14 protein-coding genes and 1 pseudogene are annotated in these 19,235 nt (G+C 57.9%); 3 read left to right on the top strand and 12 right to left on the bottom strand.

Annotation, left to right across the window (positions count from 1 at the left end):
* Positions 1 to 61 precede the first annotated feature (61 nt).
* The 3 genes from ABC383_RS10640 to ABC383_RS10630 all read right to left on the bottom strand — a co-directional run bounded on the left by ABC383_RS10640 (position 62) and on the right by ABC383_RS10630 (position 2,810).
* The gene (locus ABC383_RS10640) at positions 62 to 985 is read right to left on the bottom strand and encodes an SMP-30/gluconolactonase/LRE family protein (protein ID WP_413013804.1); all 924 of its coding nucleotides are present in this window, start codon (positions 983 to 985) and stop codon (positions 62 to 64) included.
* Positions 986 to 1,191: 206 nt separating this feature from the next.
* Complete coding sequence (locus ABC383_RS10635; RefSeq protein WP_413013803.1) at positions 1,192 to 2,115, bottom strand: hydroxyacid dehydrogenase; 924 nt, start codon at positions 2,113 to 2,115, stop codon at positions 1,192 to 1,194.
* Positions 2,112 to 2,810 carry an RraA family protein gene (locus ABC383_RS10630; RefSeq protein WP_413013802.1) on the bottom strand — a complete coding sequence of 233 codons (699 nt, stop codon included), beginning with the start codon at positions 2,808 to 2,810 and terminating at the stop codon, positions 2,112 to 2,114. Before ABC383_RS10630 ends, ABC383_RS10635 begins: the two co-directional genes overlap by 4 nt.
* 267 nt (positions 2,811 to 3,077) lie before the next feature.
* Between ABC383_RS10630 and ABC383_RS10625 the strand changes: the two genes are divergently transcribed.
* Positions 3,078 to 3,971, top strand: a complete 894-nt coding sequence (locus tag ABC383_RS10625; protein ID WP_413013800.1) for a LysR family transcriptional regulator — start codon at positions 3,078 to 3,080, stop codon at positions 3,969 to 3,971.
* A 33-nt stretch (positions 3,972 to 4,004) separates the two neighbouring features.
* Here the strand turns inward: ABC383_RS10625 and ABC383_RS10620 are convergent, their stop codons facing one another.
* Complete coding sequence (locus tag ABC383_RS10620) at positions 4,005 to 4,976, bottom strand: Bug family tripartite tricarboxylate transporter substrate binding protein (RefSeq protein WP_413013798.1); 972 nt, start codon at positions 4,974 to 4,976, stop codon at positions 4,005 to 4,007.
* Between the two features lie 492 nt (positions 4,977 to 5,468).
* Here ABC383_RS10620 and ABC383_RS10615 point away from each other — a divergent pair, with 492 nt between their 5' ends.
* Positions 5,469 to 6,449, top strand: a complete 981-nt coding sequence (locus tag ABC383_RS10615; RefSeq protein WP_413013796.1) for a Bug family tripartite tricarboxylate transporter substrate binding protein — start codon at positions 5,469 to 5,471, stop codon at positions 6,447 to 6,449.
* Between the two features lie 102 nt (positions 6,450 to 6,551).
* Entirely contained in the window at positions 6,552 to 7,637 is a 1,086-nt protein-coding gene (locus ABC383_RS10610; RefSeq protein ID WP_413013794.1) for an enolase C-terminal domain-like protein, read from the top strand.
* A gap of 497 nt (positions 7,638 to 8,134) precedes the next feature.
* On the opposite strand, the pseudogene ABC383_RS10605 reads toward ABC383_RS10610, so the two are convergent.
* The 8 genes and pseudogenes from ABC383_RS10605 to ABC383_RS10570 all read right to left on the bottom strand — a co-directional run.
* Positions 8,135 to 8,299, bottom strand: a pseudogene (locus tag ABC383_RS10605) (efflux RND transporter permease subunit); the annotation flags it as partial.
* Between the two features lie 484 nt (positions 8,300 to 8,783).
* A complete protein-coding gene (locus ABC383_RS10600) occupies positions 8,784 to 10,079 on the bottom strand; it encodes an IS5 family transposase (RefSeq protein WP_413013792.1) in 1,296 nt (431 codons plus the stop codon).
* 242 nt (positions 10,080 to 10,321) lie between these two features.
* Positions 10,322 to 12,157, bottom strand: coding sequence for a TniQ family protein (locus ABC383_RS10595; RefSeq protein WP_413013790.1), 1,836 nt, complete (start codon positions 12,155 to 12,157; stop codon positions 10,322 to 10,324).
* A 6-nt stretch (positions 12,158 to 12,163) separates the two neighbouring features.
* The gene (locus tag ABC383_RS10590) at positions 12,164 to 13,399 is read right to left on the bottom strand and encodes a TniB family NTP-binding protein (protein ID WP_413013789.1); all 1,236 of its coding nucleotides are present in this window, start codon (positions 13,397 to 13,399) and stop codon (positions 12,164 to 12,166) included.
* Positions 13,400 to 13,471: 72 nt separating this feature from the next.
* Complete coding sequence (locus tag ABC383_RS10585) at positions 13,472 to 15,610, bottom strand: Mu transposase C-terminal domain-containing protein (RefSeq protein ID WP_413013787.1); 2,139 nt, start codon at positions 15,608 to 15,610, stop codon at positions 13,472 to 13,474.
* Between the two features lie 20 nt (positions 15,611 to 15,630).
* The gene (locus ABC383_RS10580) at positions 15,631 to 16,335 is read right to left on the bottom strand and encodes a TnsA-like heteromeric transposase endonuclease subunit (RefSeq protein WP_413013786.1); all 705 of its coding nucleotides are present in this window, start codon (positions 16,333 to 16,335) and stop codon (positions 15,631 to 15,633) included.
* A gap of 1,669 nt (positions 16,336 to 18,004) precedes the next feature.
* The gene (locus ABC383_RS10575; protein ID WP_413013784.1) at positions 18,005 to 18,484 is read right to left on the bottom strand and encodes a hypothetical protein; all 480 of its coding nucleotides are present in this window, start codon (positions 18,482 to 18,484) and stop codon (positions 18,005 to 18,007) included.
* An 88-nt stretch (positions 18,485 to 18,572) separates the two neighbouring features.
* Positions 18,573 to 19,220 carry a hypothetical protein gene (locus tag ABC383_RS10570; RefSeq protein WP_413013782.1) on the bottom strand — a complete coding sequence of 216 codons (648 nt, stop codon included), beginning with the start codon at positions 19,218 to 19,220 and terminating at the stop codon, positions 18,573 to 18,575.
* Between the last annotated feature and the right edge of the window lie 15 nt (positions 19,221 to 19,235).

Genomic DNA, 19,235 nt, shown 5'->3' with positions numbered 1-19,235 from the left:
AACAGGAGTGATGGTTCCCGCGCAATGCAAGCCGCATGCGCTGGCGCACTCCAGCCGTGTCTCAGGCTTGTCCCTGATGCACGGCTAGGCCCGCCACGTCGAGTTCGGCGCGCAGGATGCTGCCGCTGACCGACTCCGTGCAGTAAAGCGTCTTGCGTCCGGCACCGCCAAAGGCGACATTGGTCAGCGACATGCCTTCGGTGCTGCGCAGCACCAGCACCGGCTCGGCGCGATGGTTGAGCACCCAGGCATAACCCAGCCCTGGGTTGGCGACGATGACCCGGCCCTGCTGATCGACGGCCAGGCCATCCGGCCCGCTCGGTCCATAGGAGGTAAAGAATTGTCCGACCTTGGCCACGCTGCCATCGTCGAGCAGGGGAAGCCGCCACACCGCATTGCCCCGCGTGACCGCAAGGTAGAGCACCTTCTCGTCCGGCGACAGCGCCAGTCCGTTCGGGCTGGGCGCGTTCGACAGCAGCAGGTCGAGCTGCCCGTTCGAATGCAGCCGGTAAAGCCTGCCGGTCGGATCGTGCATGCCGGTCTGGCCTTGGTCGGTGAAGTACAGATTGCCCCGGGAATCGAAGACGAGGTCGTTGATGCCCTTGAAGGACTCGCTGTTGCGGCGGGTCAGGTACGGCCGCACCGCGCCGCTTGCGATATCGCACAGCATCAAGCCATTCTTGTAGTCGGCAATCAGCAGTTCACGCTGATTGAGGAACTTCATGCCGTTGGGTTCGCCGTCGTATTCGGCGACCAGTTCCCATTCCCCCGCGGGACTGATGCGGAAGATCCGGCCGAAGGGAATGTCGGTGACGTACAGGTTGCCGAGCTCGTCGAAGACCGGGCCTTCCAGAAAGGAGTCGGTTGGCGCGCCGCCGCGATTGGCATCGGCCCACAGCGAGCGTGCGCCGGTGCGGCGGTAATGCGCCGGCATGCTGGTGAAGACTTCGGTGTCACGGAGCACCGGCGGTTGGAGAAGGATCATGCTGGCTTTCCTGTTAAAACCATCACGATGCATTACCTGCCAGACCCGACGAGGCAGGTCTCATCGCATGTTTACGGATGGGGATTGATATCGAGCCCGGTTCGGACCGGCGCTTCGCCGAAGTATGGCCTTCGGCTGTGGGCATGTCCAAGCCGGTCAGCCCGACCGCCATGAGGCGCATGTCGGTATGACCGGCTCGGCAGCTCCTAGCGGGCAAGCACCGCCAGCGCATTGCGCGCCGCGCCCACGCCCATCTTCACATACGCATCGCCGGTCACGCCGCCGATGTGCGGGCTCAGCACCAGGTTGGCAACGCCCAGGAACGGATGCCCGGCCGCCATGGGTTCGACCTGGAAGCTGTCCAGGCCGGCGCTGGCAACCTGGCCCGACTTCAGCGCGGCAAGCAGGTCGGCTTCGTCGATCAATCCGCCGCGCGCGGTATTGATGATGATCACGCCTCGCTTGCACGCTGCCAGCGTGGCGGCATTGATCAGGTTGCGGTTGTCCTCGGTCAGCGGGCAATGCAGCGAAATGACGTCGGACTCGCGCCAGATCGTCTCCAGGTCCGCAAGGCTGACGCAGCCCGGCACTTCCTTTGCGTAAGGATCGAAGCCGATCACACGCATGCCGACTGCATCGGCCATCTTCGCGAAGCGCTGTCCGATCGCGCCCAGGCCTATCAGGCCAACGGTGCGTCCCTCCAGTTCCAGGCTCTTGTGGGTCGACTTGTCCCAGTGGCCGGCATGCATGCGCGCATCGAGCACGGTGACGGATTTGGCGCATGCCAGCATCAATGCCAGCGCCTGCTCGGCAACCGCGGCAGCGTTGGCGCCGGCGGCGGCAACCACTTCGATGCCGCGCGCGCGGGCCGCCACCTTGTCGATCGTGTCGGTGCCGCTGCCATGTTTCGAGATCACCTTCAGCGAAGGCGCGGCCGCCATTGCGCGTTCGCCGACCTTGCTGTAGCGGACGATGATGGCCACCGGATCATGCTGCGCGCACAGCGCGACGATGTCATCCTCGCTCGGCGTCTTGCCGGCAAAGACGATCTCATAGTCCCGCAGCAGCTGCAGCGCCGGCTCGGCGAGGTCTGCCCCCGTGACCAGGACGACGGGCTTGTTCTGGCTCACAGGGTTTCGCCTTCCTTGATCACGCCGGCCGCCAGCAGCGCGCCATCGAGCCAGGCCGGGCGCAGCGCCTTGCGGCTCTTGATGTCGGCAATGCGTTTGGTTTCCATTGCCACCTTCTCGGCGGCCAGCGGCAGCATGGCGGCTGCCTTGTCGCGCTCGATGACGGTGACGCCATCGCCGTCGCCCACCACGAGGTCGCCCGGATTGACGGTCACGCCGCCGATGGAAATCGGATGGTTCAGGCGGCCCGGCACGAATTTGGTCGGGCCGCTTGGATTCGTGCCGGCCGCATACATCGGGAAGCCCAGTTCGCGGATCGCTTCGGCATCGCGCACGGCGCCGTCGATCACCACTGCCGCCACGCCCAGCGCCACGCATTGCTGCGACATGATTTCACCGATCAGCGCGCTGTTGAGATCGCCCTTGCCGTCGACCAGGATCACGTCGCCGGGCTTGGCAATGGCCATCGCGGCATGGATCATCAGGTTGTCGCCGGGCCGCACTTCGACAGTGATGGCCGGGCCGGCGAATTTCATCGTTGGCGCCAGCGGTGCGATGCGGCCGGAGAGGCCGCCACGGCGTCCCGCCACGTCGGCCAGGATGGACGAGGGATACGCGGCCGCGGCTGCGACGATCTCCGGGGCGACGCGCTCGATCTCGCGAATGACGTCGGGTAATACGGCAGCTTGACTCATGAAAGTCTCCTTTGTTATGCCGGCGGCGCCGGCGATGTGCAGTCGAAGAGGGAAGAACGCAGCAGTCATACAGGGCGCGCCCAGCAGGCAGATGCAGATGCGCCACCAAGTGCGCCTGCGCTTGCCCGTGCTGAAAAGCGTCCGCTGCGAGAGCCGCCGGCCAGGCATCCTTGGGCGCGGCTCATGGTTCTCGGGCTTGAGTATTGATGGCTGAAGGCCTATAGTCCAATCGATTGTTTTTTGGGATTCATAATCTGGACTTTTGCAATGGACTTGCGTGATCTGCATTATTTCGAAGTCATCGCCGAACTCGAGCATATGGGACGGGCTTCGGAGCGCCTGCACCGCACGCAACCGGCGCTGACCAGTTCGATCCGGCGGCTGGAGCAGGACTGCGGTGTGCGGCTGTTCGAGAAGTCGGGACGTGGCATACGCCTGACCGAAGCGGGCCAGGTGCTGCTGAAGTGGGCGCGGCGCACGCGGCTGGACGTGCATGATGCGCAGCAGGAGATCAATCATCTCGCGCATGGCCTGGTCGGCACGGTGCGGGTCGGGATCGTGCCGACCGCGGCGCAGTTTCTGCTGCCATCGGCCATGCGCCAGCTGATCCGGGAAGCGCCCGAGGTCAACCTGCATACCGTGGTCGGCCTGATCGACGTGCTCAGGTCGCTGCTGCATTCGGGTGAAGTGGATATGACGATAGGAACCGAAGGGATGGCCGAGCCGGGCTTCACGTCGGAATTTCTTGCGGAAGACCCGATCGTCGTGGTCGCCAATGCCGGCCATGACGTCTTTCAACGCACCCCGACCATCAAGGACCTGGGCGCCTATCGCTGGGTGCTGCAGTCAGCGGGGGCGCCGACCCGGGATTGGCTGGACCAGACATTCGAGCGGCATCATCTGCCGCGTCCGCGGGTGCAGGTCGAGTCCAACACCCTGCTGATGCTGCCCACGCTGATTGCCGAGACCGGCTTGCTGAGCTTCATCTCCCGCCGCCATTTGCTGCCAGGCCAGCCCAGCTTCGCGCTCAAGGAAGTCGACGTGAAGGAAACCGTGATGCAGCGGCGCATGGTCGTCACCTATCGCGAAGGCGGTTATCTTTCGCCGGCCAGTCGGCGCCTGATCGAACTGCTCGCATCTGCTGCGGCCGCGGAAGGATGATGTGAGCAGAGGCGCCGCATGGCCCGCTGCCTGTCAATCGAGCTTGATATTACCCTTGCGAATCACTTCAGCCCACTTGGCGTCTTCCTTCTTCAGGAAGTCGGCAAACGCTTCAGGCGTGGAGCCTATCGGCTGCGCGCCCAGTTCATTGAAGCGCTGTTTCACCTCGTCTTCCTTGAGCGCGTCGGACAGGGCGGCATGCAGTTTGGCCACTACGGGTTCCGGCGTGGCGGCGGGCAGCAGCATGCCATTCCACTCGTAAGCCTCATAGCCCGGCACCACCGTTTCGGCCACGGTGGGAACGTCGGGCAGGCGCTTGGACCGCTCGGGCGACGACACCGCCAGCGCGCGCAGCTTGCCTGAGGAAACCATCGGGTAGGTCGCCGCAACCGTGCCGAACATGAAGTCGACCTGGCCTCCCATCACATCCATGATGGCCGGGCCGCCGCTCTTGTAGGGCACGTGGACCATGTCGAGGTCGAGCTTTTGCCGGAACAGCTCGGCCGCCAGACGTTGCACCGTGCCGCTGCCGCCAGAGGCGAAATTGATCTTGCCTGGCGCGGCCTTGGCCTTTGCAATCAGGTCCTTCACATCCTTGAACGGCGCATCGGACTTGACGATCAGCACGTTGGGCGTCAGCGCCACCAGCGACAGCGGCTTCAAGGCGCCGGCGGCATAGGGCATGCGTGCAAACAGATGCGGGTTGATCGAATAGGGCGTGGCGTCGTACAGCACGGTATAGCCGTCGGCCGCCGCCCGGGCGACATAGCTGGCGCCTATGGTGCCGCTGGCGCCGGCGCGGTTGTCGACGATCACGGGCGTGCCCAGCCTGGCGCTCATGCGCTGAGCCAGAACCCGCGCCAGCGTGTCAGCCGCGCCGCCAGGCGCATAGGGCACAACGAAGGTAATGGGCCGCTCCGGATAGGCGGCATGCGCCGAAGAAGCGGCGAGGGCGCATGCGCCAATCAGCGCAGCGCAGCGAACAATCAATGTACGTCGGTTCATGACCTGTCTCCTAATGAATGGATAGCGCGGATTTTCCATATCGCCAACCGGGATACGGGCATCCTGCAGTTCTTGCGTGGGGGAGTATCGAAGCAGACCGGGGCGACGTCCAATTGATACTTGGCGGCGATTCATAGATACGGCTTTTGCAGTGCCGGCAGATCGGTAGGACGGCATGGATAAAGCCGTATTTATGAATCTTCAAAAATTATCAATTGGACTGAAAAAGTTTAGCTGCAATACTTGCTAGCCAGGAGCCGCATGGCGGCAACGGGCATCGCCAGGAAATTTAGAGGGCGCCATTTTCATGAACGCGTAGGGCTGTCGAGCTTGCCTTTTCCCTCTTTCCTGCGTGAGTCGCGCTTGCATGCGGTGCCGCCTGCAGCACCAGGTCATGCCCTGCAACGCGGTCAGGCACCTGCCTTCCATGTCACACCCGGCGCCTTCCGGAAAGCGCTGCCGGCATAAAAATCACATTACGAGGAGAACACCATGTACCCATTGAGCCGCATGATTGCCGGCATCGCGCTGACCACCATGGCCTTGCACGGCGTCACGGCGTCGGCGCAGGACAGTTATCCCTCCAGGCCGATCCGCCTTGTCGTGCCGTTCCCCCCGGGCGGCGGCACCGACACGATGTCACGCGTCGTCGCCAACAAGCTGACGGAAACATTGAAGTGGACGATCGTCGTGGACAACCGGCCCGGCGCCGGCGGCAACATCGGTGTGGACGCGGCGGCCAAGGCGCCGGCTGACGGCTATACCATCGTGATGGGCCAGACCAGCAACCTCGCGGTCAATCCCACGCTGTACGCCAAGCTGCCCTATGACCCGGTCAAGGACCTGGCGCCCATCACCACTGTTGCCGATGCGCCGCTGGTGCTGGTGGTGGCAGCCAGCTCCAAATTCAAGACGCTGGCGGACGTGGTCGCCGCTTCGAAGGCAAAGCCGGGCGATGTGACGTTCGCCACGCCTGGCAACGGCACCGTGGCGCACCTGACCGGCGAACTGTTCCAGCGCGCAGCCGGCATCAAGCTGCAGCACATTCCCTACAAGGGATCATCGCAGGCAATCACGGACCTGATGGGCGGCACCATCGACGTTTTCATGGCGTCCGTGCCGACCGCCATTTCGCATATCAAGAGCGGAAAGATGCGTGCGCTGGCGGTAACCTCGGCCAAGCGTTCGGTGAGCCTCCCCGATGTGCCTTCGATCAATGACCTCGGCTACAAGGGCTTCGATGCCAATACCTGGTTTGGCCTGGCCGCGCCCGCCGGAACGCCGGCCAACGTCATCGCGCGCCTCAACAGCGAAGTCAACCGTGTGCTGCAGATGCCCGACGTACGCGAAAAGATACGTGCCGAGGGCGGCGACATCCTGGGCGGCACGCCGGAAGCGTTCGGCAGCCTGATCAAAAACGATGGCGTGAAGTGGGGCAAGGTCGTCAAGGACTCCGGCGCGAAGGTCGACTAGGCCATCATCGATGACGAGGCGCCTGACCTGCCAGGCGCCTGTTGCATTGCATGCCGATCGCTGCCTTAATGGTGTCTCTTCAAAAACGAAGGAGACACAACAATGCACGATGCGCCGCTCATCATCCGCAATATCGTGGCGCGTGCCGTGGTCGCGCCGATCGGCCGCCCGGTGCGCACCGCCATGGGCACGATACCCGCTGCACCGCTGGTGCTGCTGGACGTGCACACCGAGCAGGGCATCACGGGAAGCGCCTATCTGTTCGGCTACACTCCGCTCACGCTGGTTCCGCTGGTGAAGCTGACTGAAAACCTGGGCGAACTGCTCAAGGGCAAAGCGGTCGTGCCCTTCGAAAGAATGAAGGAACTCGATCTGCAATTCCGGCTGCTGGGAACGCAGGGGCTGCTTGGCATGGTGCTGTCCGGCCTGGACATGGCTTTCTGGGACATCCTGGGCAAGGCGGCTGGCAAGCCGGTCGTTGCGCTGCTGGGCGGCGAGCCCAGGCCGATACGGGCCTATGACAGCTACGGATTCGTCGACCCGGTGGCCGACGCCGCCCAGATACGGCGCTCCCTGGACCAGGGCTTCCGGGGCATCAAGATCAAGGTGGGCGCCGAGACGCTGGCGCAGGACATCGCATCGGTCGGCGCGGTGCGGCAGATGATCGGAACCGACATTGCCCTTATGCTCGACTTCAACCAGAGCCTGGGTCCGATGGAAGCCTGCCATCGCATCGCAAGACTTGCCGAGTTCGATCCCTACTGGATTGAAGAGCCGGTGTCGGCGCAGGATTTGCAGGGGCATGCCAGGGTGAAGGCATCGACCAGCGTACCGATCCAGACCGGCGAAAACTGGTGGTTCCCGCGTGACATGCAACGCGCCATCAGCGCCGGCGCCTCCGACTTCGTGATGGTGGACATGATGAAGATCGGCGGCATCACCGGCTGGATGGCAGCCGCCGCGCAGGCGGATGCCGCATCCCTGCCGCTTTCAAGCCATATCTTCGTCGAAGCCAGCGCCCATACGCTGCCGGTGACGCCCACCTGCGACTGGCTGGAATACCTCGATTTTGCCGGAGCGGTGCTGCAGCCGCCTTATCAGGTAAGCAACGGCACCGTCTGCGCGAGGGGCGACGGACTGGGCATCGCCTGGAATGAGGACGCGGTCTCCCGTTACGCGGTGCAGTGAGCTGCGCCTGCCCGGGACCTGCGCGCCAACTGTCTGTTGCGCTAGCCTGCACAGGTAGCCGGCACGAAGGCGGGAACGCGCGTCCGACACGTTCTTTCAGGGAGTGCCGGGGGCCGCCAGGAGGGCATCAGGATGGAGCTCAGCCATGAGAGACATGGCTGAGTATTTTTCTTCGCCGCGGTTCGTTATCGCCCTCACGCCCAGTCGAAGGCAAACCGTCACCAGTGTAGGATGCAGTTAAAGTTTGCAATGAACAGCCTTGGTTTCCAAGGCTTTTTTTGTGCTCAATTTTACACAATGCAGTATTTTGGACCGGTTAATCTCGCAATTTCCTCAGATAGTCATGAGGATGGTCGGTGCAGTGGTTTAGCCGACCGCGTGTCACGCTTGGCGCTCATGCGCAGTGCTCGACCAAAGGCTTTAAAAATGGCTTCGCGTTGATGGCGGACGTTATCGCTGCGCAGATAATAATGTGCAGCACCTTCTCCCGGCATCATGCCGGGCGCCTTCATGGTGATCTTGACCTGCGTGCTGGAGACATTCAGAAACGCATCGATTGGCAAGCCATGGTGGGCATACCATCCTGCGCCTGTCACGATTAAGGTGATTATCAACACAAACAGTCGCTGCGCCAACGAAACCTGGATAAGGCGGGCCAGCATTACTTGCGCTCCTTTTCGTCGAGCTAAGCACCTAGAGCGCGACGACGCTGGAAACGGCAATCTGATCTGCAGTTTTGAACGGGCTCTGGACGCGCACCCGCTGCCCAGCGCTTGCGATCACTTTGACCGACTTGGCTTCAAAGCCATCGGTGGTACGCAGAAACAGGTAAGCTGATCGCCATCATGCACAGCGGCAGACGACGGGATACCGCACCTATCTTGTGTAGTGGATACTGGCAACTCGACACTGAAGAATTTACCGACTCGAAGCTGCGTCAGCTTGCCTTCCGTGACCGCGCAGTACGATGGTTTGGCTGCCCGCAGCAACGTTCGAACCGGCGCTGACAATATGTTTTCGCCTACGGTGCAGACATGCCTTATACCGACACTTATGGCGACAGCCAAATTTTTCTGCCAGAGGCGCCCCAAAAGTTTGGAAAACTATTTGAGAAACTAATAAGTCGACCCTGAAGAATTCTAGCGTTCAATATATTGGGTTGGTGCGGCAAGTACCTTTGAGCTTATTGATGATCAGGCGCAGGTTATGTCCTGCGCCACACAAGACGGCATTCAGGGCATCACCAAGGGCGCCTTTGAGCCAGTTGCGATCCAACTTGCCATCGCTTTTCATATGCCCGATGGTCGGTTCGATCGCACTACGACGACGAATCATGGCTTTAAGCCCACGTGTCACACCGCGTTTCTGCCCCGAACGCCAGATCTGTACATGGTCAACCTCTACCCCTTTGTAGCCACGATCGACGAACACCATTTCCGGCTCGACGTCCGAGAGGATCGCTGCCTGCTCTAACGCTTCGTGCAGCGTGTGTCCATCGTACGGATTGCCCGGCATTGAACGTGCCCCAACCACCAGCCCCTCTTTCAAGGTGGTCACGATCGACACTTTGACGCCAAACTCGTAGCGCACTCGTGCCTTACCTTTGCTAATGCACTCAACTTCCGGTGCATGCAACGCGTACAACTTGTTCTTGTCCTTGGGCCGTTGCCGCAGGATACGGCGAGTGCGGCCCAGCAGTTCATCCAGCCGTTCCTGGGCTTCAGGTGGCACACGCTGCAATTGCCGTTCGATGTCACGCTGCACGCGCCCCACGCGTGAGCGCAACGCCCGCAAGGCGCGGCGCATGCGCTTGAACTGGCGGGCATGGGCGTACTGCGCCACTTGGCGTACCAAACACGGCGCCAGCCGATTGTAATTCTGGCGCAGCGACAGGCCGTATTGCCGGGCCGCTTTGACGAGCAAGACGCGACTCTTCTCCAGCAGTGCTGAATCGGTCGGTGGCGCAATTGCCTTGGCCATAACGGTCGTATCGACGATCACGCGCTTGATGCTGGCTGGCTTGATCACGCTGGCGCGCTTGGCTGCTTCAATGCTTTGCGCCAGCAGTTCCTCCACACCGGCTTCTCCCAGCCGCTTACGCCAACGTGACAGGCTGGAGGGATCAATGGGCGGCTCAGTTTGCAAATAGGTTTCGCCGGTGAAGACCTGCCAATAAGGATTTTCCACCCACCCCCACACGACTTCTTCATCGGACAGATCAAAGGTGTGCTGCAGATACAGCAGACCTGCGACCAGCCTCGGCCGTAAGGGCGGGCGACGATGCCTGGATCCCATGGCTTCATAGGCAACCTGATCGATGGCGTTACAGTCGATCAGCCTGGCCAGCACGATAAGCGGATGGTGCAGGTTGAGATGTTCCAGCAAGGGGAAATCTTGCCGCAGTGACGATGCTGGCTCTCCGGAATGATGACGCGGGTCCATTCTGGCCTCATCAAAATTTGCAGGAAAACGCATATGACACCGGCCGAACCTTGCAAATTCCGCACGCGCGATTTCGCGCCCCCGCCTGCATGGCGCCTCGGTCAAACCAATTTTTCAGCACGGACTAATAAGTGTAGGTCAGTTTTTCTGATTATTTTTTTAAGAAGCTGATCAAGGAATGCGCCCAAGACTGCGGACGTTATTACCGTTCACTACCGTTAAGCGAATGGTCTTGCCCCTGTTTAGCATTCCAGCCCGCTCTCCAGGAGGAGACGCTTTCCCAATTGCCGCAAATGTGGCGCTAAAAGTGGAAGCACCGTTTTTTCCATCGCCCGGTATACGTCTCGTTGCTGTTCTCCATACGCTTTCGACTGCAGTGCAGGAGCAAGCCGCCAGTCACCGCCGGTAATTTCGGCCCAAAGCCATGCTGCGGCGTACCGGCTTCTGCCGCCTCGATTGCCGACGCGCAGTTCTGCGGCCCTACATACGCTTTTCCAATCGTTCATAGGAATATCTTGGAAATTTTCGAAGACGCGGCGCGCAGCGGCATAGTCAATTTTTTTGGATTGCTCAGAAAGTTGGACGGCCCACCGGTGTAGCTCCGTTGCGAACTGGTCGTAAAAGCCTTGCTGATTCAGCAGTATCACCGCGCGGTTCGAGAACCGATGCATGGATTGGGGCAGGTCGAGCTCTCTCGCGGCCTCCGCCCAAGTGTGTCCGAGAAGTTTGACCAATGCCATTGAGCAGAAGGAACGGGCGTGATTTTCCAAGAGGCTAGGAAACAGCGGAGCGAACGACTGCTCAAAAAGATCAAAAGGAATAAGTTGTGGGACGTTGCACGATCGAAAGGCGTAGGGCTGCGAAGCCGAGGCCGCCTTTAAAGAACGCTGCCCGGCCCTTCGGTTAAAAGTGCTTCGCGCCTCAAAGCACTGTGTGAACGCGATGCGCAAGCGATCACTGAATTGAAAATACTCGAGCGCAGCCCACCGGTACCCAGGGCTTCTTTCCTGCAGTCGGTCCGCCAGCGGCTGAAGACGACAATGAAGCTCGTCGTCTAGCGAATCGGCAATCGTCAACGCAAGTGGAACAATAGCCGACATGAGGGCCGGATCTTCTGGTGTTCCTATGTAGGAACGGGGACGTGGTCCGGTGCGCCCATCCGCCATGGACTTGCGCTCGGCTTGAGCCTGCTTTCGTGCATCGACGTGACGTTGCAGAGCAATCCAACTTGGCTCGGGCAGCGATCCAAAGTCGTCCACGTCGGCGCTGTATAGGAGGAGCGCAGAGAGAGACCTCATCTCTTTAAAGAACGAGGCTGCGGCGACTTTCCGGCTTGGCGTGTCGTCGGGCCGAAGCATTTGGTAGATGCGTTCCTGCACCGCTAACAGCCCAGGGAAGTTCGCCACACTGGTCGCCGGCGCGTCACCCAAAAAGCCCCCACAAGGCGCACCGTCTTTTCCACGTGCGGCCTGACCATGGGGCAGAGGATTGCCGCAGTAACCTGGAAGCGGAACGCGTGCGTGGAATACTGGAGACGACCACCCGTCGCGTCGACCGCGAGCGGCCCGTTGATTGCAGTAGGGGCAAAACTTATTCAGAAGACACTGGTGTTGCGGACAACAGTACGACCAAGGGAGCTTCCACGACAACTGCCAAGCACCTTGTGACTCTTTTAGGCAGCTGGGGCAGTAGTGAGAGCCTGAGAAGTAGGCCCACTGCGCGACCGCGGCCTTCCGAAGCCTGTCGGGTTCAGCGGACGTGGCGCCCGCCAAGTCGAGCGCGATGCCGTCGTACGCCGACAGCAGCAGGGTCCGAACCGTGTCCGCCGGGAGCCGCGAGACCGTGCAGAACAACTGCAGGTGTTTTTCGTCGAGCACTACCCCATAACCGGCCGGGGGACGTTTGCTGCTGGGGCTCACTAACCCCAGGCAACTGAGAATGACCGCAAGCGCGACATCATGCTTGGCTGCCAACCGCTCTACATAGCTCGAAAACGACTCCCCGGAATGTGGTTCGAGGAAGGTGACGAGTGAACGCGGTGCGCCCCGCAACGGGACATAGGTGGGTTGCTGCGACATGATCGTTTATTGTCCTTGAGTCGCTGCAGTATCCGATGTTGCACTGGCAGGATCTGCAATGAGAGTGCCGGGTCCTAACGGGTCCCCGTTTTTTGAGGTGGCTCTACCCGTTTTCACAGCTTGAGAAGTTCCGGACGCGGGGCGCGCCGGCCGAACAATCCTGCGGTGCTGTTCGGCGGCGTGGTCGAGACGAATACGGTTTAGGACCTTCTCGCTAAGACGCTCGTCTCCTGCCTGAATGGCCGAATTCGCCCCTTCTCGCATCAAATTGCTAATGGCCCCAATGTACCCATCTGTTCGGTCATGGATGTAATCGGCCAGCGTCAAGATGCTTTTTTCGGGCTGCAAGAGCAGCAAGAGGTTTTTCTCGAATGCCAGCAACAGGTTCAAGAAGTCTTCACTGCCTTTCTGAAAGGGAGAAATGGTGTATTTCTTGAAACGGTGCCTCGTCTGCGAAAATTTTTCCCGATCTTTGGAGGAACTTTCTGAAAACAATCCCGTGTCTTCGACATGAATTCCGGCGTAGATGAAAGTTGCGCTGATGGAGCTGGCCAAATACTTGAAGTGATTATTGACGGATTCCGCGCTGCGATTTTTCATCTTGAGAAAATGGATGTCGTCGATGATCACGAGGGAGACACCACATTCATCCGCCGTTTTAATGATGCGCTCGTTCAACCACTCGACATCGCCGTTGGCGGCACCGGGAATCCCCAAGAACTGCGCGATCAACCTGTTGAAAGCTCGGATGGTAAGTTCGCCGGGAAGAGTGACGTACACGACAGGAATGAAATCGCTACCAAGTTTTGCATCGATTGGTCGCATCAGTTTCTTACGAAGGGACTTTTCGTATTTCTTGCCCAATTCAACAGAAATGGTTGACTTGCCCAGCGTCCCTTCGCCATCGAGAACGATTCCTGGCCTCGCGCCCGGCGCCGACACGTAATTCAGAGCAGCCAAACGGAGCGCTTCCTCATGAATGCGGGACAGTGCAGGCGTCTCGATGGGACCGAACTTGCCGTGATACCGCTTGCGGTCCGTCGCGAATTTCCCTTTTTCTTTCTTTGTCATGGCGTGGAAGACGGCCAATGATGGCATCAGTGGTCGCACAGGGGGCGTCGCCTCTACAAACGTTCGCCATCCTTCGAATCGAACGAGAGGTGGTGGCGGAAGCGGCGATATTTCGCTCAGATCGATCGAGCCGAATGGATCATTCGACACCCTGTCAGGCTGGTTGCTCATAAAATGGTGCCTCCTTCCAACAACGTGTTTTTAAGAGTTCCGACGGGATCAACCGTCGCACATGCCCCCGCGTCAGATGTCGAGATCGTCGTCTGCGTCTTCGTCGACTTCATCGACAGTGGGGAACGCTTCGAGCGCGTCTTCATCGACTTGGAAAACGCCCGCCTTGGCCGGCTTGGTGGAACGCTGGGTAGCCACCGGCGCGTCTATTCCCACGAGGGAGGACTCAGCATCAGGTTCATACGCCTCGTTTCCACGCGGACGGTCCCGCGCCGCAGCGGCGGCATTCATGTTGTTGACGGCAGCGATTCGCCGCTCCCTGCCGCCCTCCATCTGTCGATCTTCAATGCGGTTCAACAGTTCGTTCAGGGCCTTTTCCAATTCGGCGTGATTGCTCGGATTGCCGCCGTTTTTTAAGATATGGGCCTTGGCGTAGCTGATGGTCTTTTCGTTGAAAGGGCGCAATAGACCAGAGTGCCCCGTCCATTTGAGCTCGTGCCACTTGTCAAGCAGAGGATCGTAAAAGAAGGCGGTGGACCGATCGCGAGGGTCATACCGGATCGGCCACTTGCCAGCATGTTCCCCGAGGTAAGGTGACTTTTCACCTCGAAAGTCGTTCAGAATGTCGCCGTCGTAGCGAAGTCTTCTCAACTCGACGCCATAGTGTTGAATTGATACCCATTTGGTCGGAAGCAAATCATAGAAAAGCCGTTGATCCGGGATGACATAAACGAAACCCGCCCGTGCAATGCCTTCCTCGTACATGTTGTTGGGGCTGATATTCAGATCGGGAACATGGGGCAGCGACAAACCGTCGTGGTGTCGGGGCTGCCAAAATGTTGCCACCCACAGTGCAAATTCCGACTCGATCTCATCGATGAACCAGTACGCTTCTTTTTCCACATCTAGACCACGGGAGTAAACGTCCGGTCCTTTGTAGCCAGCCAGGTTTTCGACGAATCGTTCTCTGATGGTTCTGAAAACGCGTTCGACGTGGGCCTTGTCGGTGGGTGTGTAAGGCCGCGCAACAAACAAGTTGATGCCCAAGTCGTTGCATGCCCGCGAGAATGCCTCAGAAAGAAATACCCGTCCTCGGTCAACAATAACCGATTCGGGATGCAGGAAGGGTACGGCAGCGAGCCGTGGACTGGATTCCTCCTTGCCGTCTCCGCCAACCTCGACAACAATGCTTTCTGGCACGCCACAGTAGGACCATGCGATGCTATCGGGCCAGTCCTGTTGCATGGCTTTGGGCCTAACGGTGTCGTAGAGCAGTAACGCGGCATCCACGCCTTTGGTGCTCACGGGCGTGAATCGCCAAGCTACCACCGAGCGCGTAAAGATATCGAGCGCGATGGTCAACTGGATTTGAACCCACTCGTACGAGTAGGGATCCATCGCGAAGGCGTCGAATGGCGTCGAGTCAATGGCCAACATTTCGCCGGGTCGCGTCGCCGCAAAGTGACTGTACGGGGTATCCGGGCGGTTGGCGATGCTGCGGCGCCGCTTGGCAGGTCCGAATAGCTCACTGCCTTTGGGCATCGAATCGAGCAGGCGGTTGAAAGACGTGTTAGATGGAAGTTGGATGATCTCGTTCGGATAAGCGGTTTTCAGCTCCTTTTCGACGAGGCGCCTGATCTTCATCTTCGTCGGGTTGGAGGCGTTCTCCAGCGAGTCGATGACTGTGCGAATCGCTTCTTTGACGCGCTCGTCCACCATGGAGGTCGCTAAGCGAGTGACGCGTCGATCGATTAGGCCATATAGACCGTATTGCTCATAGCGGGACTTCTTCGCCCACAGCGTTCTGAACGCCATGTTGAGTTCAGCGGCTTTGGCCCGGATTCTCTCAGTCAACGTGGTCGTTTCCGGGTCAAATCCGGGAAGGGGTTCGTCGATTTTTGCATCAGCCCGCGTGCCCGACTTGTAGCCTGTGATGGCTTCCATGACGTGCGCAGCAAGGACTTGGGCGGCGTTGAGCGTCGCAGCGGGAACGTTGTCAATAAAAGTCGGGCCGTTGGTGTCGCGGCCCTCGATTCTTTCGAGAAGTCCAAACGACTCGGAAGTAAGGACTTCAACCGTGGCTCGCCGATTCAGCCGGCCGCGCGGATCTCGCATTTCCATGACGGCACCGGCAAAACCAGTGACGACGTGCACCTCGCCGTCGTACCGGATCTTGCTTCCGACTTGGACGCACAATTGAGACTTGCGCACGGAGAACCCTTTCAAGGCGCCTACGTTAACCACACCTTCGATGCCGACGTCAGTAGGACGTCGTGGTCGAATTCGATTTGTCTTTTCCACAGCAGATAGAAGAAGACCGGCAGGACAAAGGGAGCCGGTCCAGCTTCCGTGAGAAGCTGCGCGATCGTCGGGCTATAGGACGCTCGTTCCACGAGCGTCGTGGCGTACAACTCGAACCCCGGGGGATGACGTCTGTAACCCGCCAGCCAATTGATATTCGCGCGCAGCGTAGGGGGCGGCTCGCTTTGTGTCGAGTAGCTCCAGTTGAGGTATTGGGCCAAGTCCAAGCACGCGCGAAAGGCCCGCTGGTTATGCGGCGCAGCCAAGTGGCGAGTGGGCTTGACGTTGACGAGCAAGCGGCTTCCGTCAGTGCACCAGACCAAGAAATCCGGCGTGTGCCAGTAGCGCTTGCCATCGGACGTGTAGTGGAGGATGAAAGGCTGCGGCAGCACGCCGATGAGCGGAATCCCGAAGTCGAGCTGCTTCAGGCACATCATTTCGAGCCGGCTTTCGTACCACACCAGTTCGCGAAGCTGGGACATCCAGAAATAGGCGGGTATGTGCTTCTGATTCTTGTGCACGCCAGGCTCGCGCACCGGCCGCAGGTCGTCTCGGGTGAGGTGGTCCAGGAAGGTCGGCGCCTCGCCCTTGATAATCCTTCCATCCTTCAGGTGAACAGAGACCGTCGCGTCCACGTTGCCGGCGTTTCGGCTTGAGTTGGAAAGGGAAGGCACACGTGAGTTAGGGCCTGTCGGGCGGTGGTTGGAATCGTCATGAGGTCCGCTCGAGGACGCGGAGCGCGGACGGTTGCCGTACTTCAAGCTGTCCACCTGCAAGCGACGACAGACTGATCCTGCCGCTCCAGCTGCGGATGCACCCAGTACCCGGGATTCCGCGTGCTTGTGCAAAAATGCGGGCGTCTTTCGCGCCGTTCTATCTGACTCTTGATATTAAGGTAAACCCTGATGCCATTCTGAGACATTAGGCCCGCGAATGACCGGATTTGAGAGTATCGAGCCTTGCAACTACGAGCTACCCTCGGCGGTTCGCATGGGGGCAACGGCGCGTTGTCCATTGCCTGCACAGTGGGCCGGCTGAGGCAAAATCGTGCCGTATCATCGACCGGGCGGACAAGTATAAACGCATTGGCAGCATGCCTAATGAAGTGCGTTCCTGGGTTGGGCCGTCGTCCCGGGACCGTTGTACCTGAGCAGCATCGAGCGCTACCCGTCTTGGCCGGCGCAGTCCTAATGAGCGCATCTCGGCTTCGTTTCACAATGTCTAGCTCCTCTGCAGTCCAGTGCAACTAAGCTTAGCAACTCACATTACACGCCAGTGGTTCCTGCGCCTTAAGCTCGGGGCACATGGTTCGCCGCTGGCCAATTTGATGAAGAATGAAAAACTAAAGCGTTTGGCCAGTTATTACTGTCGTTTTTTCACTGAAAATATTCAGCTAAGCCGCAGTTACATTCAAACTTGTAATTGCTATTTGGCACAGTAGTGTGTTATGTCCTGAAAAAATGTATGCCACACAGTGCAAATAAAACTGCAAGTCATATGCCGGTCTTAGCTAAAGCTCTAAGAAAGGCCAGGCAATGCGAAGATTCCGCGATTCAGGCCGAATCTAATTCTAAATAACAAGTACAGTTAGCTTGTATATTAGCTTAAATATTTAAAAATGTAACTTGGTCGAATAAATAAATTTATTTTTTATTCTCTATTTTTTATCCTCTCTCATTTTCTTTATTGGTTTTTTCCTCAATTCTCCTCAGTTTCGCATGCTGTATCTTATTAAGAGAATTTGCCATCCATGACGTGATATTAATCGCGTGTTTTTCTTCTTTGGCCAGGTTTTCTCTTCGGCAATTAGTTATAATGCTTATGCCACTACGTCGCTGTCCAGTTTTGGTTAAGAATATAAGATTTGGCTGATAGTCAGCAATGGGTCGCATCTCATCTGTGGGATGTTCCAACTCTGTCTAGTCGATTACATTAAGATTATCGACTCTCAGTCAACAGAGTTCGGAGCATGGAAATTGCGTTATCCCGTTGAGGCCTAACCAGTATATTTCATCAGGGACAGCGGCTAAAGTGCGAGTGTACAACCGCAATCTTTACCATCGTTTTTTCATAAATTGAGCGCTTGATCAAACTGGGGCGTCCATGTGCGAACACCCGTTAGCTTAAGCAACATGTCTTGCTTAGTACCGTTTTACAACTTGGCAGGTGCATTCATCCAAAACACTTACCAAGTTCATGCTCGAATGATGTTTGGCGTGAAGACGAGAGACAAATAGACAGCATCATGGCCCGGAGCCATCTAAGGGGTAGAACCATATGCAGGCGCGGCGGATTGGTAGCGAACTAAGATCCAATATCAGTTGCCGTTGGAGCGGCGTCATCAAAGTGCATCACTAGCGCGTTGAGGACTGCAGATTTTTGGCTGCGCAACATTTCTCTCGGACGTTTTCCGTCCAGATAGTTGTTTGGGGATTCCATCCACGCAGCGATTTCAATCGGGGAGGAGGCGCTAAACTTATGAACGACCTCTTTAATTATTGGAACGGGCGTAAAGTCATCATCGAATTGATAGCGTGGGTACCAATCTGTGCCCTCTCGCTGAACTGCAAATATTTTCTTTTCGGCCTTCCAACGATTTATTCGAGCGCAGCCCGCCTTTAGCATGACGCGAGTACTGGCTACAGCCATGCCCCTAGCAGCTGCCTGTTCAGAGGTCAACCATTCGGTGCCCGAAAAAATATCGCGCATGGCTTTTGCCATCATCCGCGCCTTGCGTCCTTCGAGCGTCTGCAAGGTGGTGTTTTGCGGCAAATATTTGGACATACAGCGCCTTTAATGTTTGGCAAATTTGCTGAGGATTACTTGCTATGGTTTCTCGATGTGAACCGGTCGTATAAACGGGAAAGTATGATTAAAGTAAAGCCTGCTGCATATCTTCAATATATTGATCGTAACTATTCCAGCAAAGGATGTCTAAAACATTTGAGGCTAGGTATTCTGCATGCATGCTATAAAAGCCCGAACTTCGTTCGACGAAATTTTGGAATTCTAGTCGTCTGCTGAAGTTGGCAAGCCGGGCAAACACCTCCTGATTTATTGCCTCAATGACTCGACCGGAATAGGTCTTAAGATACTGGTCCCGACCAGAGTAAATTACTAACCCGACAGGCACTGTGTGTACAGTTCTGCCAATGAAAAATTTAGGTATAGGAAAACTCCTTCTGACTATTTTTCCCCACTCATTTGGAACCGTGGTGTTTTCCGAGTAAAGCTCAATCGCTCGAGCCGCGATTTGCAGTACAGTACCCGCTAGCAGGCTACTGGCAAATGCCTCTAGTGAATATCTTTTGTGTGCCTCGAAAGTAACGTCCTTCTCATTTTTGTTTTTCACCCACCAATCAATAAATGATTTAGATGAAACCAGCGATTCAGATAAGGCACTGTTAACCATTATATTTTCTTGTATTAGTCTAACTTTGGTTTTACAGGTTTCATTTTCAGCCAAAAGCATACGTACGGTATTTTCTGTACGTAAGAAATAGTCAATTGCGTTGTTCATTAAATTTCTCCTGCA

Origin of the sequence: Noviherbaspirillum phoenicis (assembly GCF_047237965.1) — a bacterium.
Taxonomy (GTDB): Bacteria; Pseudomonadota; Gammaproteobacteria; order Burkholderiales; family Burkholderiaceae_D; genus Noviherbaspirillum_A.
Note: the sequence above shows the minus strand (reverse complement) of the source record. Positions and strands in the feature narration are given on the sequence as shown.